Source organism: Devosia marina (assembly GCF_009758415.1).
GTDB lineage: Bacteria > Pseudomonadota > Alphaproteobacteria > Rhizobiales > Devosiaceae > Devosia > Devosia marina.
In genome coordinates this window covers 57,428-75,033 of record NZ_WQRF01000006.1, presented here as the reverse complement: position 1 = coordinate 75,033, position 17,606 = coordinate 57,428, and the positions used below count along the sequence as shown (strand labels likewise).

The 17,606-nt window shown below is 63.2% G+C and carries 14 protein-coding genes and 1 tRNA gene; 8 read left to right on the top strand and 7 right to left on the bottom strand.

Annotation, left to right across the window (positions count from 1 at the left end; all coding sequences use genetic code 11):
- Window positions 1–3: 3 nt before the first annotated feature.
- The 4 genes from hisG to GO014_RS15545 all read right to left on the bottom strand — a co-directional run bounded on the left by hisG (window position 4) and on the right by GO014_RS15545 (window position 3,843).
- Window positions 4–696 carry an ATP phosphoribosyltransferase gene (hisG, locus tag GO014_RS15560; protein WP_157291213.1) on the bottom strand — a complete coding sequence of 231 codons (693 nt, stop codon included), beginning with the start codon at window positions 694–696 and terminating at the stop codon, window positions 4–6.
- Entirely contained in the window at window positions 693–1,757 is a 1,065-nt protein-coding gene (locus tag GO014_RS15555) for an ATP phosphoribosyltransferase regulatory subunit (RefSeq protein WP_179952989.1), read from the bottom strand. Before GO014_RS15555 ends, hisG begins: the two co-directional genes overlap by 4 nt.
- Window positions 1,754–3,172 carry a histidine--tRNA ligase gene (gene hisS / locus GO014_RS15550; RefSeq protein ID WP_157291211.1) on the bottom strand — a complete coding sequence of 473 codons (1,419 nt, stop codon included), beginning with the start codon at window positions 3,170–3,172 and terminating at the stop codon, window positions 1,754–1,756. The genes GO014_RS15555 and hisS overlap by 4 nt, the downstream gene beginning before the upstream one ends.
- A 404-nt stretch (window positions 3,173–3,576) precedes the next feature.
- On the bottom strand, window positions 3,577–3,843 hold the full coding sequence (locus GO014_RS15545; RefSeq protein WP_157291210.1) for a hypothetical protein: 267 nt from the start codon (window positions 3,841–3,843) through the stop codon (window positions 3,577–3,579).
- Window positions 3,844–4,318: 475 nt separating this feature from the next.
- On the opposite strand from GO014_RS15545, the gene GO014_RS15540 reads away from it, so the two are divergent.
- The 3 genes from GO014_RS15540 (at window position 4,319) to GO014_RS15530 (ending at window position 7,427) form a co-directional block, all read left to right on the top strand.
- On the top strand, window positions 4,319–4,738 hold the full coding sequence (locus GO014_RS15540) for a response regulator (RefSeq protein WP_157291209.1): 420 nt from the start codon (window positions 4,319–4,321) through the stop codon (window positions 4,736–4,738).
- Between the two features lie 136 nt (window positions 4,739–4,874).
- Window positions 4,875–5,504, top strand: a complete 630-nt coding sequence (locus GO014_RS15535) for a L,D-transpeptidase (RefSeq protein ID WP_157291208.1) — start codon at window positions 4,875–4,877, stop codon at window positions 5,502–5,504.
- Between the two features lie 57 nt (window positions 5,505–5,561).
- Window positions 5,562–7,427 (top strand): TadE/TadG family type IV pilus assembly protein, encoded by a 1,866-nt coding sequence (locus tag GO014_RS15530; RefSeq protein ID WP_157291207.1) that lies wholly within the window; start codon window positions 5,562–5,564, stop codon window positions 7,425–7,427.
- Between the two features lie 15 nt (window positions 7,428–7,442).
- Here the strand turns inward: GO014_RS15530 and GO014_RS15525 are convergent.
- Window positions 7,443–7,519, bottom strand: a tRNA-His gene (locus GO014_RS15525).
- 320 nt (window positions 7,520–7,839) lie between these two features.
- On the opposite strand from GO014_RS15525, the gene GO014_RS15520 reads away from it, so the two are divergent.
- From GO014_RS15520 to GO014_RS15500, 5 genes are all read left to right on the top strand, one after another.
- Window positions 7,840–10,596, top strand: a complete 2,757-nt coding sequence (locus GO014_RS15520; RefSeq protein WP_157291206.1) for a histidine kinase dimerization/phospho-acceptor domain-containing protein — start codon at window positions 7,840–7,842, stop codon at window positions 10,594–10,596.
- Between the two features lie 68 nt (window positions 10,597–10,664).
- Window positions 10,665–12,143: an ABC transporter substrate-binding protein gene (locus GO014_RS15515; RefSeq protein ID WP_157291205.1), complete on the top strand. Its 1,479-nt coding sequence runs from the start codon at window positions 10,665–10,667 to the stop codon at window positions 12,141–12,143.
- A 141-nt stretch (window positions 12,144–12,284) separates the two neighbouring features.
- Complete coding sequence (locus tag GO014_RS15510) at window positions 12,285–13,235, top strand: ABC transporter permease (RefSeq protein ID WP_157291204.1); 951 nt, start codon at window positions 12,285–12,287, stop codon at window positions 13,233–13,235.
- Entirely contained in the window at window positions 13,232–14,080 is an 849-nt protein-coding gene (locus tag GO014_RS15505; protein ID WP_179952988.1) for an ABC transporter permease, read from the top strand. Before GO014_RS15510 ends, GO014_RS15505 begins: the two co-directional genes overlap by 4 nt.
- The gene (locus GO014_RS15500) at window positions 14,067–15,638 is read left to right on the top strand and encodes a dipeptide ABC transporter ATP-binding protein (protein WP_157291203.1); all 1,572 of its coding nucleotides are present in this window, start codon (window positions 14,067–14,069) and stop codon (window positions 15,636–15,638) included. Before GO014_RS15505 ends, GO014_RS15500 begins: the two co-directional genes overlap by 14 nt.
- A 10-nt stretch (window positions 15,639–15,648) precedes the next feature.
- On the opposite strand, the gene GO014_RS15495 is transcribed toward GO014_RS15500, so the two are convergent.
- Window positions 15,649–16,230 (bottom strand): UPF0149 family protein, encoded by a 582-nt coding sequence (locus GO014_RS15495; protein WP_116589351.1) that lies wholly within the window; start codon window positions 16,228–16,230, stop codon window positions 15,649–15,651.
- A 45-nt stretch (window positions 16,231–16,275) separates the two neighbouring features.
- On the bottom strand, window positions 16,276–17,589 hold the full coding sequence (locus tag GO014_RS15490; protein ID WP_157291202.1) for a GH1 family beta-glucosidase: 1,314 nt from the start codon (window positions 17,587–17,589) through the stop codon (window positions 16,276–16,278).
- Window positions 17,590–17,606: the final 17 nt, after the last annotated feature.

Genomic DNA, 17,606 nt, shown 5'->3' with positions numbered 1-17,606 from the left:
CGCTCAGCCCTGCAATTGTCCGAGAAGCGTGTTCAGGGTTTCCCGGCGCTGTTCGGTCCACTCGGCAGTGCGCGAAACAATCAGGTTGGCCTCGCTTTTGAGCATCACACCATCTTCGAGCACGCGCAGGCCATTGGCAGCCAGGGTCGAGCCGGTGGAGGTGATATCCACCACGATATCGGCGACACCCGAGGCGGGCGCGGCTTCAGTGGCACCGAGGCTTTCAACAATGCGATATTCGGCAATCCCGGCCTTGGCAAAGTGCTGGCGGGTGATGGTGATGTATTTGGTGGCGATGCGCAGCCAGCGCCCGTGACGGGAGCGGAAATCGGAGGCGACATCGGCCAGATCGTGCATATGGGTGACGTCGATCCAGGCTTCGGGCACCGCGATGACCACATCGGCATGGCCAAACTCGAGATCGCGCGCGAATTCGACCGCCTCGGGGCCGGCCTCGCTGGTCTCGTGGATCAGGTCACGGCCGGTAACACCGAGATCGATATTGCCGCGAATGAGTTCGCGAGCAATCTCCGAGGCCGGGAAGAAGCGCACCGTGACCTCGGGCAGGCCTTCGATGGCGCCGAGATAGGAGCGGGCGCCACCGGGACGGGTGATGGTTAGGCCACGCCGGGCAAACCAGTCGCGGGTGAGTTCTTCGAGGCGGCCCTTAGAGGGGACGGCGAGGGTGATGGTCATTTGGGCCACTCCGCTTCCATCCGATCGACCCAGAGGGCGCAGCCAGAGGCAGCGATTGGGGCGGTGGCGCCGAGGCGTTCGAGGAGACGGTCATACTGACCGCCCGAGACCAGGACGGTGCCCCCCTGCCCCCGCATTTCAAAGACGATGCCGGTGTAATAGTCGAGACGCGGCGAGAAGCTGGCATCAAAGGTGACGCGCGCTTCGCCCAGATCATCGAGATGACGCCGGATCGCCTTGATGGGTGGTCCGAGGAACAGGCGGTGCTGTTCGGCCAGTGTCTCGATCTGGCGCAGGGCCGAGAGGGCGTCGCCCTTGATGGCGAGAAAGTCGCGCAGCAGTTTCAACGTGGCGGCCGGAACATGGGCCGCGTCGAGCGCCTGCTGTTCGAGATAGCGGTCAGCGATCTCCTCGGGCGAGCGGCCATCGGAAAGGCTGAGGCCAGCCGAGACCATGCGAGCGGTTACATCCTCTACCAGTTCGTCGCGGGTGGGCTGTTCGGTGCGGGGCAGATCGGGGGCCTGTTCGAGCCGGGACAGCAAGCGGTCCATGGCTTCAGTATGGCCGAAGCGGTGGCGGATGCGCGGGCGCCAGGCGTCAGGCATGTCGGCCTGTGCCAGCAGGGCCTCGAACAGGCCAACGCCGCCCAGTCGCACATTGGGAGTGATGCCATAGAGCGAAAGCGCGGCGCGGGCGAAGGTGAGCACCTGGTCGAGAGCTATGTCGCCATCAGGCTGAGCCAGGAGCTCGATGCCTGCCTGATCGAACTCGGCAGGGCCGGTTTCGCGCTGGCGAAAGATCGGACCGAGATAGGAAAAGGCGGCCGGCTCCCCTGCCCCATTGGCGATGTAATCGGCCACGATGGGCAGGGTGAAATCGGGGCGGAGGCAGTATTCGGCGCCGGTGACATCCGTGGTCAGCAGCAGGCGGCGGCCGAATTCCTCGCCGGCAAGATCGAAATAGGGATCGGCGCTGAGCAACAGCGGCGGGATGGCGCGGCACCCACCCTGGGCCTCGACGAGGGATTCGAGCTGGCTGCGGCGATAAGCGGCGTTGGTCATTGCTCGCTCAGCAGTTTCTGGACCGCGGAGACCAGATCTTCGCGCTTGATCTCGAACTGGCCGGGGCGGGCGGCTTTCCATTCGGCATTGTCGGTGATGGCCTGGGCGGCCTGTTTGCCGGCGATCAGGTCTTTCACCTGCAAGATGCCCTGTTCGCGCTCCTGAGACCCTTCGATGATGACGGCGGGAGAATTGCGCTTGTCGGCATAAGCGACCTGCTTGCCGAAATTCTTGGTCTGCCCCAGGAACATTTCGGCGCGGATACCTGCCTGGCGGAGTTCGGAGACCATGGCCTGGTAGCGGGCGGTCTCGGCCTTGTCCATGACGAGGACGACGACCGGGCCCGCCGGTTCGGTGGCGCCGAGATTGCCGGTGAGCTTCAATGCATTGGCGAGGCGCGAGACGCCGATGGAAAAGCCGGTGGCGGGCACGGGTTCGCGTCGGAAGCGGGAGACCAGGCCATCATAACGGCCACCGCCGCCGACCGAGCCAAAGACAACGTCCTGGCCCTTTTCGTTCTGCACCTTGAAGGTCAGTTCGATCTCGAAAACCGGGCCGGTGTAGTATTCGAGGCCGCGGACGACGGAGGGGTCGATCTTGATGCGGTCGGGACCATAGCCGGCGGCGTCAAACAGGGCTTGCATCGCGGCGAGCTCAGCGACTCCCTCATTGTCGGCCGGCGGCTTGCCGCCAACATAGTCGAGCACAACAGCGGCCTGAGTGTCTGAAAGGCCTGCGCCCTTGGTAAAGTCGCCGCTCTCATCCTTGCGGCCGGCGCCGAGCAGGAGTTTCACGCCTTCGGAGCCAAACTTGTCCAGCTTGTCGACGGCGCGCAACACGGTCAGCTTCTGCTCATCGCTGGCGACACCGGCGGCCTCGAGCACACCATCCAGCACCTTGCGGTTGTTCACCCGGACGACGTACTTCCCCGCAAGACCCAGCGCGTCCATCACGTCGGCCATCATCATGCACATTTCGGCGTCGGCTTCCGGGCCGGGGGCGCCGACGGTGTCGGCGTCGAACTGCATGAACTGGCGGAAGCGGCCGGGGCCGGGCTTTTCGTTGCGGAAGACATAGCCCTGCCGATAGGAGCGGTAGGGCTTGGGCAGGGTTTCGAAATTTTCGGCGAAGAAGCGGGCGAGCGGCGCGGTGAGGTCGTAGCGCAGGCTCATCCACTGCTCGTCGTCGTCCTGCAGGGAGAAGACGCCGGCGTTGGGCCGGTCGGTATCAGGCAGGAATTTTCCCAGCGTCTCGGTATATTCAAACAGAGGGGTTTCGACGGGGTCGAAGCCATAACGCTCGTAGACGGCCTTGATCTTGTCGATCATGGCGCCGACGGCGGCGATTTCGCCCGGCGTGCGATCTTCGAACCCGCGCGGCAGGCGGGGCGTGATGAGCTTGGTCTTTTCGGTCATTTCTTCGCCCTGGAAAGTCGGTCGTTTGCTTAGACGATCAAAGCCAGTGAGACAATGGTTGCGCCAATGGCCCGAGCGGCAAAAGCCGTCGGGTTGGGCCAGGTGGACGTGTTCCGAGGCGCGTGCGTCTCAGTAAAACTAAGTAATAGAGACGTCGCCGCCTCGGAACGCCGGGTTTCTCCTGCTGTCGTGGCCCCTATTGATCGCTCGTCGCAAGGTGGCCCAACGAGCAGGCAGGCACTGGAGCGACCCAGCACCCAACCGGCTCCCCCCGCAAAGTTCGCTGCAGTCCGTCCGCGCGGGAGTGATGGGTGCAGTGTGAGGCGGTTTTCGGCACCGTGGATAAGTTCGCGAGGCCATTCGAGCCGAAAGGACAGCCGGGGCGAACCCCGGCTGTCCTTCTCTCATCTTGAGATGTCCTGATCCGGCGGGCGGAACTGCCAGAGCTGGGCGGGCACGGTAAACAGGTTGCGGTATTCATCCTCGGGCGGCAGGCCGACATCTTCGCGCAGATAGCCGGGAACCTGAGGATAGCGGACCGGACGCTGGGCCCACCAGGCGCGAATGGCTGCCCCGACGACGGGGACCAGACCGCGCTGCTGGACAGCATCGGCGATGGAGAATTCGAGACGCAGCACCACGCTGCGCTCATTGAGCACGTTCGAAGTCATTGGTTGTTCCGGCAGGTCACCCTGCCGGCCTCTAATGTGAAAAGATGGGAGAACAGCGGAATCGGGGCGTGGAACGACCCGGTTCAGCGATTCAGGGTGGAGAGTTGGGGGTGTCCGCGAGCCGCGAGGCGGCCGAGGGTACCGTCAGAGGGTTACGCGGTGGCGTGACCGTGATGAAGGTAATTTGGCCCCGAGTGGCGGGTTACAGTTTTGAACATTAAACGCCTCCCTCGGTTGGCTTTTGCAGACGGAACTTGGGTAACTCACGACTTCGTGAGCTGCAAGCCAAGATGTGTCAGTCTGTCGCACTCTGTGATGAGTGTTGCCCGGAAGCCACGATGCCGATCGGGCCCGGTATTGGACCGGATTGACAGGGCCGCGCTGGCTGCTATCCAGCGGGCCATATCGGCAGTGTGGCACACAGAGTTCATGCGCCCTTCGGGGCGTTGGGCGCGTGCGACGTTGGAGGGGCGGCATGATCATACCGGGACGGTTGCGGGCGCTGGTGGTGGACGACAACACCTATGCGCGCGCGATCTGCACGGTGGGCCTCAACAAGCTGGGCATTGCCGATGTCGAGGAGGCCGAGAACGGCGCCGAGGCAATTCTCAAGCTGATGGGCGCGCCGTTCCACCTGGCGCTGATGGACTGGTATATGCCCGACATCAATGGCGCCGGGGTGATGCAGGTGTTGCGCGATGCGCGGTTTGGCGCGCCGCGGACCACACCGGTGATCCTGATGACGGCCTATCCCTCGCGGGAAAATATCGCTCGGGCGCGCGAGCTTGGGGTCAACGAAGTGCTGCCCAAGCCCTTTACCACCGAGCAACTGGGCCTGGCGGTGCAGCGCGTGCTGCCGCCGGCCGAAGAACTGGACGATTCGGTTTTCCTCTAGATTCAGGCGTTTCGCAGCAGGGCGGCAAGGGTTTGTTAAGGGCCCTTAACCACGCGCGGTTAACCACGCGGCTTGAGGACTCCTTTGCGCTTGTGCGGGACAATATGGCCAAACGCATTATTGGGGATGCAAGGCCATGATCGTCCGAAACCTGCCCCGGCTGGCCATTGCGCTGGCCACATTCGCGCTGGTGAGCACGGCGCTGCCAAGCCAGGCCGAAACCTTTCGCCCCGGCTGGCGGTTTGCCCCGCCGCCCGGCGTGACCATCACCGAAGGCCGGCCACGCCATGCGCTGGCGCTGCAGGCCAATCTGCATGTCTCGCCAGTTTATCTGCGACAGGTGGTGCCCTATGCCACCAATGAGCGCAGCGGCACCATCGTGGTCGATACGCGGCAGCATTTTCTCTATTTCGTGCTCGGCGATGGCCGGGCGCTGCGCTATGGCATCGGGGTGGCGCGGGACGGGTTCGAATGGCGCGGCACGCACCGGGTCAGCCGCAAGGCGGAATGGCCGGGCTGGACGCCGCCGGCCGAGATGCGCAAGCGCCAGCCGGGGCTGCCGGCGCATATGCCGGGCGGCATCGACAATCCGCTGGGCGCTCGGGCGCTTTATCTGGGGTCAACCCTCTACCGCATTCACGGCACCAATGAACCGTGGTCGATCGGCCAGAACGTCTCTTCAGGCTGCATCCGCATGACCAATGAGGACGTGATCGACCTTTATGGCCGCGTGCAGCTCAACTCCAAGGTGGTTGTTCTTTCCTAACAAGTTTGCGCGAAGGTGAGAGCTGCTCAACCCTTCGTGGCGCAACCAGGTGTCGTGATGTCCAGATTTGTTCCACTGTTGCAACGGTTTGCCAAGGACGAAAGCGGCGTGTTCGCGGTGCTGTTTGGGCTGATGGCGATTGTGCTGATCGCGCTGGGCGGCGCCACGGTGGACTATGTTTCGCTCGAGCAGACCCGGCAGCGCGCCCAGGTGGCGCTAGATGCCGCGGCTCTGGCGCTGCAACCGGAGATCTACCGGTCAGGACTGACCCAAAGTGAACTTGAGGCGGATCTGCTGGCCAAGGCGCAGGCCATCGTGCTGGAGCGTATTGGCGATATCGATGTGACTGAAGCCCAGGTTGACCAGATCGGCATCGACACCGAGGCTGGACGCTTGACGCTGGGAGGTAATTTCGCCCTGCCGACCCGGTTCGTGCGACTTGTCGGGGTAGAACAGCTTGGCGCCTCGTTGACTGCGGAGGCGGTGCGCGGCGCGGTGGATGTCGAAGTCGCGGTGGCGCTGGATGTGACCGGATCAATGAGCGGACAGCGGTTGAGAGACCTGCAGGATGCCCTGGATGATTTGATCGATGCGATCGTGCAGGACGAGCAAGAGCCGAACTATACCAAGATGGCCCTGATCCCCTATGCGCAGGCGGTGAATGTGGGTGGTTTTGCCGAGGCACTGCGCGGGCCGATCCGCGGGCCGGCAGACATTTCTTCGATGTCGTGGGCCACTGGAGGCACCAAGAACATCTCGGGCATCACGAAGAGCTCTCGCGCGAGCGTGACTGCCGACCGGCACGGCTTCCGGAACGGTGCCTGGGTCTATATCTGGGACGTGAATAACATGAACCAGATCAACCAGAGGGCCTACCAGGTCGCCAACAGGTCGCGGGACACTTTCGAACTCCAGGACGAAAATGGCAACTGGGTCGATAGCCGCTGGTACGACAATTATTGGGGCGGTGGACAGGTCGTGGAATGCCTGGTTGCCCGTTGCGAAACGGTGGTCACCGCCAACGACCATGGGTTTTCAGAAGGGGATTATACCTACGTAAGGGACGTCTCCTGGCTCAACGGCATTAACGACCGTACTTTTCGGGTGACCAATGTCACGACGAATACGCTGCGGCTCGAAGGCTATTCGATGATCGGCCAAGGGACCTATAGGGCCAACACCGGAAAGCTGCACTGCACCAAACAAAGCGCCTTGGTCGGCTGCGACTACTATCTGTTCACCAGCGCGTCGAATCGGACAACGGTGCACGGGATCACCAGTTGCGTGACCGAGCGCGGCGGCGCGGAAGCGTTCACAGATGCAGCGCCCAGCATACGCTATGTGGGTCGCAACTATCCGGGCAGCAATGGTTGCCCGACCAACCAGATTGTTCCGCTGACCTCCAACAAGTCTGTGCTGCACGACATGTCGGACGCCCTCGTGGCGCGTGGATCGACCTCGGGGAGCCTTGGTATCCTGTGGAGCTGGTACATGCTCTCACCTGAATTCGGCTATGTGTGGCCAGAGGCCAGCCGCCCGGCCAACTACAAGCGCGAACGCCTGCTCAAGGCCGCGATCATCATGACGGATGGTGAATTCAACACGGTACATTATGACGGCGTGATCGCGCGGAACTCAGCAAGCGGCAGTGGCAGCAACAATGAAAAGATCAACCGCGACGCCCATAATGGCGCTTCCTATGATCAGGCGCGCGCCTATTGCGATGCCATGAACGATGCCTCGACTGGCATCGCGGTCTATACGGTTGGCTTTGGGATCGTGGAAGGCAGCAATGCCGCCAATGTGTTGCGCTACTGCGCCAGCAGCGCGGACAACTACTTTCTCGCCGCCAATGCGTCGGACCTCTCGGCCGCGTTCGAAAAAATTGCACGCAACATCTCATCGCTGAGACTGGCGCAGTGAAGACAGAAAAGTGGGTGGTACCGCCTCCCCGGATTGAACGGGGGACCTCTAGATCCACAATCTAGCGCTCTAACCAACTGAGCTAAGGCGGCAGGACCCGCTGGGAACCGAGGTCTGTGACCGGGCTCCGAAAGCGGGCGGAACATAGGTCGAGATGACCGAGATGACAAGCACCGATTTTGCGCTGTGGACAGAGCCCCCAAAATGCCCCCTTGGCAGCGAATTTTGTGGGCCGGCGTGACCAATCCTTAGGAAAGCGCACTTAACCATGGTCCGCATTTGGACCCATGCCGCCTGCTGCCGGGGTGGATTCGCCCGCCGCTGCACTATATTGAAGAACACTTAAGGAACTTCGGACGTTTGTACCGGAATGGGACAAATCAACGGGGTCGCGACCAGACAAAGGCAGTCCATGGATGACCGCTGGAACACATTGCCAGACGCGCGGCGCGTGCAGCAGCATGAGGATGATTCACGTCCCGCATGGCTATGGTCCCAGGATGGCCGCAGGCTGATCTGGTCCAACCCGGCGGCTGATCTGTTCCTGGCCAAGGTGAAGAAACATGGCCTGAAGCGCTCGGCGCCGGCCGTGCCGATCAAGGGACAGGTTGCGCGCATTATCCGCCTGGGATCGACCGGCCGAACGAGCCTGGCGCGTATCCAGTTCCTTGCCGGGGAAAAGCCGGCCTCGGCCACCTGCGCCACGACACCGCTGCGCTGGGACGACAATGAACCGGTCCTGCTGGTCGTCGGGGTCGACCCGATTGCGCCGGAGGTGCTCGCGGCAGCGCGTGCCGAGACGGACGCGGCAGACCCCGATGACGTCGCACCTGCCCAGGCAACGGCGGAGGCCGTGGAGCCGATGCAGGCAGTGCCTGCCGATGATGAACCGGCTGATACAAATCAGGTGCAAGAAGAAGCCGTGGCCGCTGAGCCGGTGCCGGAAGATGACAACGGCGCAGAGACGGCTGATGCAGACGCCGTATCCGAAGCCGATGAGGCCGCGCCGGAAACAGAAGGCGGGATGGCTCCTATTGCCGCGGACGAAGCCTATGCCCACGAGTTGCAGAGCTGGCAGGACAACGATGCCGAGATCGCCTATGAGCCGGCTGAACCGCATCGTCCGGCCCCCGAAACTGACAATCCGGAAAGCTGGTCTGATCCGCAGGATGGCGCTCCGGCAGAAGGCGACGGGGCAGCGCCGCGTCGGGTGCCCAGCATTTTCGAGGCCATCGCGGCCGTTTCCGAAGAACAGAGGCTGCAGGACGCAGATAATGACGACGCGAACGCCGACGAGGAAGTCTCTCAAGACGAGGACCAACCGGAAGCGTCCGACGAATTGCCAAGAGTGTCGCGCCGGCTAAGCGATCTGGTGGACAAGCTGGCCGATGACGAGGCGCTTTATGCGCCTCTGGGCGAAGACGATGATACGCCGCCAACAGGCATTGATCCAACGCCTGTCGGAGCTGACGAAGATTTCGTCGAAGCGCCGGGGACGCAGCATTACAAGATCACCGGGCGTGGTTTTACGCCATCCAAAGAAGCTGGTGCCGAGCTTTCCGAGACGGCATCGGAGACCGAAGCTCAGCCCGACCTCGAAACGGTTGAGCGCGTGTCGCGCTATAATTTTGACGAGCTGTCGCGCATACTCAATGATCGGGTGGGCGAGCGCGCCCAGCCGAGCAATGGACCGGCAGAACCTGCACTACCGGCCGTACAGGGGGCAAGCGGGTCTGGTGCGCTGGTCAATCTGGGCGGCGAAACGCTGGTTCTGAACCGCTTGCCACTGGGCATTCTGGTGTTCCGCGACCAGCAGGTTCTGTTTGCCAACCGTGCCATCACGGAGATGGTGGGCTATGACTCGGTGGAGAATTTGCGCCAGGCCGGTCTGAGCGCGATTTTCCCGGTGCTGGGTGGTGAAGGTCGGGAGGCCGGGCCGGTCAACCATCTGGTGCAGCGCGACGGCACGCTGGTGCCGGTGACCGCGCGGCTGCAGTCGATCTCCTGGCATGGCCGCCCTGCCCTGATGCTCTCGGCCAGCACAACCGAAGTGCGCACGGGCCACGAAGATGCGGTGAAAGCCTTTGCCCAAACCTTTGCCGATATTCGCGGAGACGGATTTGTCGAGGCCAATCGCAATGGCATGGTAAGCTCCGCCAGCGCGGCCGCCACAACGATGCTGGGCGATGGCAAGGCGCTGACCGGGCGGCCGATATCGGCGCTGGTCGGGCAGGACGACGCGGTGGCGTTGCGGGCGTTTCTGGAACGGCCGGCGCGCTTTGCCGAAACCGCCCGCCCCTGCCTGACATTGCGCTCGGTTGATGGCAGAGCAGATATCCTGCTGTTTGCACTGGGCCAGGCCGGGGTTGTTTCGGGCTATTTCGGGCTGGTCAAGCCGCGCGAATTGAGCGCGGCACGGGTCAGGTCGGCCAGCGATATCGACCCGGCGCTGCTGGGCCGGATCAGCCGCGGGGTGCGGCGCCCACTCAATACGATCATCGGCTTTTCCGACATCATCCGCTCCAAGGCATTTGGCGAGCTGGATAGCGAACGCTACGCGGCCTATGCCGACGACATCGCCCAGGCCGGCCAGGAAATCTCGGCGCTGGTGGATGAACTGGACGATTTTGCGCGATTGCGCGATGGCCGCTATCTGCCGCAGCGCGCGAGCCTGGACCTGACGGACCTGCTCGAGCAATGCGTAAGGCGTATCCGAAACCAGGCCAATGGGGCCCGGGTGATCGTACGCAATGCGATCTCGGAGATGCTGCCTCGCATCACCGCCGACCGGGCCTCGCTGGCGCAGGCGGTGTTAAACCTGTTGGCCAGCGCCATCGACCAGACCCCGATGGGGGGCGCGGTGGTGATTTCAGCGCAGCGCCATGATGACGGCTCGATCGCCATTCATGTGCGCGACGCTTCGGTCAACGCGGTGGACATGGCCGAACGCTTCGTGGTGTTCCGCGATGGCATCGGGCGCGAGGGTCAAGCGCTGATGCCGGTGCGCTCCAGCGTCGGCCTGGCGCTGACGCGGGCGCTGCTGGCGGTCAATGCGGTATCGCTTTCAGTGGACCCGGCTGGGCCCGAGGGCATGCTGTTCACGCTCAGAATTCCGGCCGATCTGGTCGATGAGCGGCCGCTGATCGAAAATGCCGAGGAAGCCGAGTAGCCCCGCTACGCAAGGGCGCGCACTTCCTCTATAGCTGAAGCCATCTGGCCACGATGGAGGAGACCACCATGACTGCACGCAACACACTGGCGCTGACGGTGGCGGGCCTGCTGCTGATGGCCGGGCCGGCCTTGGCCCAGCCGACCGAAATCCGCATCGGCGTGGCGCTGGAACCCCCTACCCTGGACCCCACTGCCGGAGCAGCCGAAGCCATCGACGTGGTGGTGTATCAGAATGTTTTCGAGGGGCTGGTGCGGATCGACCAGACCGGGGCGGTGCAGCCGGGGCTGGCGAAAAGCTGGACCATTTCGGAAGACGGGCTGACCTATCGGTTTGCACTCAATGAGGGCGTGACCTTTCACGATGGTACTGCCTTCGATGCCGAGGACGTCAAATTCAGCTTTGACCGGCTGCTGGCCGAGGACAGCGTGAATGCCCAAAAGGCGCTTTATGCGCCGATTTCGGCAGTGACCGTGATCGACCCGATGACGGTGGAATTTACACTGTCGCGGCCGGACGGGCTGTTCCTGTTCAATCTGGGCCGAGGCGACGCGGTGATTGTGGCGCCGGAAAGCGCGGCGAATAATGGCGCCGAACCGATCGGTACCGGGCCCTTTGCCTTTATCCAGTGGGATCGCGGCAGCCGCGTGGTGCTAGAGCAATACGGTCCCTATTGGGGCGAGGCACCGGCCCTGACCCGTGCGAGCTTCGTGTTTATCTCGGACACGGCGACGCTGACCAATGCGCTGCTGGCCGGCGATGTAGACGGCACGAACAATTTTGCCGCCGAGGCGCTGGCCGTGTTTGAGAACAATCCGCAGTTCAAGGTGCTGGTAGGGTCGACCGAAGGCGAGACCATTCTTTCGACCAATAACCGCAAAGAGCCCTTCACCGATCTCAAGGTGCGCCAGGCCATGGCTCATGCGCTGGACCGGCAGGAGATCATTGAGGGCGCAACCTATGGTTATGGCGTGCCAATTGGCACCCATTTCGCGCCGCACCACCCCTATTATCTGGACCTGACCGACACCTATCCGCATGACGTCGAGGCGGCCAAAACCCTGCTGGCCGAAGCGGGCTATACGGACGGCTTTTCCGCCACGCTGAAGCTGCCGCCGGTGGCCTATGCACGCCTGTCGGGCCAGATCATTGCCAGCCAGTTCGCCGAAGTGGGGATCGAGCTCGAGCTGATCAACATGGAATGGGCGCAGTGGCTGGAAGATGTGTTTGCCAACAAGGATTTCGACCTGACCATCATCAGCCATGTGGAGCCGTTCGATATTGGCATCTATGCCAACCCCGACTACTACTTCGGCTATGACAACGCGCAGGTTCAGGCCCTCAACGAGACGCTCAATGCCACTACGGACGAGGCCGATCGCCTGGCGCTGGCGCAGGAGATCCAGACCATCATCGCCCGCGATGCGGTCAATGGGTATCTGTTCGAACTGGCCCAGACCGGGGTATGGAACGCCAAGCTGGACGGCATGTGGCAGAACGCGCCCGTGGAGGGTGTGGTGCTGCGCGACATTTACTGGGTGGAATAGCTTTATCCCCGCCAAAGCCCCCCACCCAACCTTCCCCCCACGGGGGGAAGGAATGGTCGGCGTGTGCTATGGATTTCAGATTCTACCGCGAAAGTGCCCCTCCTCCTGGCGGGGGGAGGCTGGGTGGGGGGGGGCTTCCACATGACCCTTTTCCTCGTGCGCCGCATGGCCGGGTTTGCGGCGACGCTGTTTGTGGCCGCGCTGGTGATCTTTCTGTTGCTTGATCTCCTGCCGGGCGATCCGGCGCGGTTTATTCTGGGGATCAATGCCACGCCCGAGGCGGTTGCGGCGCTGCGGACGCAGATGGGGCTCGATGCGCCGGCGCATGAGCGGTTCCTAGCCTGGGTCGGAGGCATGCTGGTGGGCGATTTCGGGCTCTCGACCACGCAGCGGCTGCCGGTTGCCGAGCTGATTGCCGAACGGATGGCGGTGACGCTGCCGCTCTCGCTGATTGCCATGGTGGTTTCGGTGGTGGTGGGGCTGCCGATTGGCATCTTGGCGGCGATGCGGCGGGGCAAGGCGACCGACACGGCGCTGATGGTTTTGGCGCAGACCGGGGTAGCCATTCCCAATTTCTGGTTCGGCATGCTGCTCACGCTGGTGTTTGCGGTAACGCTACGCTGGCTGCCGACAGGCGGGTTCATACCCTGGGACGAGGATGCGGGCGCGGCCATGCGCGGGATGACCCTGCCGGGGCTAGCGCTGGCCCTGCCGCAGGCTTCGATCCTGGCGCGGGTGATGCGCACGGCCCTGGTCGATGTGACCGAGCAGGATTTCATACGCACGGCGCGCGCCAAGGGCATGACCAAATCCGAGGCGATCTGGCGCCATGGCGTGCGCAATGCGCTGTTACCGGTCTTGACCATTCTGGGGCTTCAGTTCGCCTTCCTCATCGCCGGGACCATTATCGTGGAGAATGTGTTCTACCTGCCGGGGCTGGGGCGGCTGATCTTCACTGCGATTTCCGAGCGTGACCTGGTGCTGGTGCGCGGCGCCACGATTGTGCTGGTGGTTGTGACAACGGCCACAATGCTGGTGGTCGATCTGGCCTATGCCTTTGTCGACCCACGGCTGAAAGGGCGGGACGCATGAACTGGCAACAGTTGGGGCGGCATCCGAGTCTGGCCATCGGGCTCATGGCGGCAACGCTGTTCGCCCTTTTGGGACTGGTTTCCCTGTGGTGGACGCCGTTTCCCATCGAGCAGATCAGCATTGCCCGGCGCTTTCTGGGACCGGCGACCGAGCATTGGCTGGGCACGGATCATCTGGGGCGGGACATGTTTTCGCTGGTGATGCGCGGGACGCTGACCAGCTTCGTAGTCGCAGGGCTGGGCGTGATCATCGGGATTGGCGTCGGCGTGCCGCTCGGGTTGGCTGCCGTGGCCTGGGGCGGCATGGTGGAATGGCTGGTGCTGCGCCTGTCCGACATTACCTTTGCCTTTCCTGCGGTGATCGTGGCCATTCTGATCGCGGCGTTGTTCGGGCCGGGCGAAATCAATGCGGTCATCGCCATCGGGATCTTCAATATTCCGGTGTTTGCGCGGGTGGCGCGGGGCGGCGCGCTGGCCATTGCCACGCAGGATTATGTGGCCGCCGCCAGGCTGGCGGGGCTCGGGAATGCGGCGATTGCGGCGCGGCATTTGCTGCCCAACATCATGAGCCTTCTGATCGTGCAGGGCACGATCCAGCTTTCGCTAGGGATATTGGCTGAAGCGGGCCTGTCTTACATCGGGCTGGGGACGCAGCCGCCGGCAACGAGCCTGGGGCTGATGCTGCGCGATGCGCAGAGCCTGTTTCTGATCCACCCCTGGCTGAGCGTGGTGCCGGGGCTGACCATCGTGCTGATCGTGATCGCGCTCAATATTTCCGGCGACGGGCTGCGCGATGCGATCGACCCGCGGCTGCGCCATGAAGGATTGAACCATGGCGCTGGTTGAGATCGATCACCTGACCATCGGGTTTGATGGGCGTAAGGCCGTGTCGCACCTGTCGTTGCGAATCGAGCGCGGCGACCGCTTTGGCATTATCGGAGAGAGCGGCTCGGGCAAGTCGTTGACGGCCCTCTCGATTGCCGGCCTGCTGCCGGACGCGGCGCAGGTCTCAGGGCACATCGCGTTTGACGGGACGCCCTTGCCGGATAGTGAGCAGGCGATGGCGCGCCTGAGGGGCAAGCGCATTGGCATGGTGTTTCAGGAGCCCATGACGGCGCTTAATCCGCTGATGACAATTGGCGAGCAAATCGAGGAAGCCATCAACCTGGCCGGCATTACCGAGGTGATGCCGCTGGCCCTGCCCGATCTGCTCGATGAGGTGGGACTGGCCGCTGGGCATGTGGGGCGGTTTCCGCACCAGCTTTCGGGCGGGCAGCGACAGCGCGCGATGATCGCCATGGCGCTGGCCAGCCAGCCCGAGCTGATGATTGCAGACGAGCCGACCTCGGCACTCGATGCCATTACCCAGCGCACCGTGCTCGACCTGATCACCGATATCTGCAAGCGGCGGCACATGACACTGTTGTTCATCAGCCATGACATTCGCGCCGTGGCGGCGCTGTGCGACCGGGTCGGGGTGATGCGGGCGGGCGAGCTGGTCGAACAGGGCGATACTGGTGACGTGTTCAGGGCGCCCCAGGCCGACTATACGCGCAAGCTGCTGGCGGCCAGCCAGATGCAGCGACGGGACAGGCCAGCCGCGGCGACGCAAGCGGATGGTGCGCCCTTGCTGCGCATCGAAAATGTCAGCCGGGTCTATCGCCATGGTGGCCTGTGGCCATGGCGCGACGCCCCCGTCCGCGCTGTGGATGGCGTGTCCCTCGACATCGCGGCGGGCGAATGCGTGGCGCTGGTCGGCCCATCCGGCTGCGGCAAGACGACCCTGGCGCGGATGATCGTGGGTCTGGACGATGTCAGCGCGGGGCAATTGGTGTTCGATGGGGCGGCCTATCGCGGCCGTAACCTGCCGCCACTGCTGCGCGCGGGCCTGTCGCTGGTGTTCCAGGACCCGTTCAGCAGTTTTGACCCACGCATGACAATCGGCGACTCGCTGGGCGAGCCGCTGCATCTGTTGGGGCGCCTGTCGCGAGCCGAGCACGAAGCCCGGCTAGCGGAGGCCATTGAGGCCGTTGGTCTGAGCGTGGCAATGCTGGAGCGCTATCCGCATGAATTTTCCGGCGGACAGCGCCAGCGCCTGGCGATCGCCCGCGCGCTGGTGACACGGCCGCGTCTGGTGGTGCTGGATGAACCAGTTTCGGCGCTCGACGTTTCGGTGCGCGGCGACGTCCTCGACCTGCTCTCGCGGCTGCAAGTAGAGCATGGCCTGACCTATCTCATTATCAGCCACGATCTCGACATGGTCGCGGCCATGGCTGACCGGGTGCTGGTGATGGAGAAGGGGCAAATCGTGGAAGAAGGCGCGCCGCAGCGGCTGTTTGCCGAGCCGCAGCACGACCTCACCAAGGCACTGATGGCGGCGCGGCTGCCCGAGATTGCAGCCTAGACAGAGCGCTTTAGTTCGGCTTGTGCAACTGATGGAGCAGGACTGCAGTGCGGGCGATGACCATGGGCATTGCCTCGTGCATCTCGTCAAACTCGGCCCATTCCTCGTCGCCGGCCGTATCGTCGGGGCGGGTATCGGGCTGGGCCAGCATCAGGGCGGATGCCAAACCCATTGCGGCTTCTCCCCGGATGTCGCTCTCGGTATCGCGCAACAGATCGTCCCAGGCCTCGAAGCGCAAGAGCATGGCCTGCTGAAAGCCAGCGATCCAGACCTCCCAGATGATGTCGTCGCTCTCTTCGTCCACCTCGAAGAGCGGCGCATAGGCATCGGCGGCCAGTTCGGCACTGATTTCGGCCAGTCGGGTCTCGATCAGGGCAGCAATCTCTTCGCTGCCGCTGCGCAGCACGCCGCGCTCGTCGGTCAGCCAGTCGAAGGGCCACCATTCGCTGTTGGCGATGGGCTCGGGTCCGACCGCCAGGCAACAGAGGAACCCATCCAGCTCGGCAAGCAGCATGGACTGCTCTCCGGCTTCATCGAGAAGCTGTTCGAGCCGAAGCAGCGACGGCGAGAGTTCAGCGTATTCTTGTTCCATGCAAAAGGGCCCAGGCTGGTATCTATCAGCCTGAACCCTACAGGATCAGCGCGCGTTGTGCAGCAGGCCCTGGAAGGCCCGGTAGCTGGATTTGGGCGTGCGCTTCTGGGTTTCATAATCGACATGGACGAGACCGAAGCGCTTGTTGTAGCCCTCGGCCCATTCGTAATTGTCGAGCAGTGACCAGGCAAAATAACCCCGCACATCAGCGCCGGCCTCGCGCGCGGCGAGCACGGCCTTGAGGTGGTCCTCGTAATATTTGGTGCGGCGCGGATCGTTGTCGCCCTCTACTTCGGCCATGCCGTTCTCGGTGACGTAGATCGGCAGCTTGGTGTAATCATTGGAGACGCGGACCAGCAGGTCGGTGAGACCCTGAGGATAGATTTCCCAACCGATATCGGTCTTTTCCAGCGGCCCCTTGACCTGCTCAGCGGGGCGGCCAGGTTCGGAAGAGGCCTGGTATAGACCGCGTGTGTAGTAGTTGATGCCCAGCCAATCGATCGGGCGCGAGACCACGGCCATATCGTCCTGATAGTTCGCCGGCAGATAGGGCGCGAGCCAGTCGGTCATTTCCTTGGGATACTGGCCCTTGAGGACACCGCCGAGATACCAGCGATTGAAGACCGCATCACCGAAATTCGCGGCCGATTTGTCTGCTTCGCTTTCGCTGGCGGGCTCGGATTTTTCGAGGTTGAGCACGATGCCGAGGTTTTTCGCGCCGGATGCACGAAGGGCATCGATTGCCGTGCCATGAGCGAAGAGCACGTGGTGCATGGCGCGCGCCGCCGCGCGCAGATCGCGATAGCCGGGGGCATGCACGCCGAGATAATGGCTGAGAAAGGCCACGCACCAGGGCTCGTTAATGGTCGCGGTGGCTTCGAGGCGATCACCGAACTTCCGGGCTACCACCGTGGCATAGTCGGCGAACCAGCTGGCGATGTCGCGGTTCATCCAGCCGCCGCGATCCTGCAGGGTCGAGGGCAGATCCCAGTGGTAGAGGGTGGCATAGGGCTTGATACCGCGCTCGAGCATACCGTCGATCAGGCGATCATAGAAGTCGATGCCGGCCTGATTGACGGCGCCAGTGCCCTCGGGGATGAGGCGCGGCCAGGCGAAGGAGAAACGATAGGCATCGAACCCGCCATCGCGGATCAGGTCGAGGTCCTGCGGCCAGAGTTCGTAGTGGTTGCAGGCGTTCAAGCCGGTGTCGCCATTGTGGACATTGCCGGGCGTCGCCGCAAAAGTGTCCCAGATGGATGTGCCGCGCCCGTCGCCCTGCCCACCTTCAATCTGATAGGCAGCGGTGGCCACGCCAAAGGTGAAATCGGAGCCGAAATCGCGGCGATCAAACGAGAACATATCCCCTCCATGCGGGC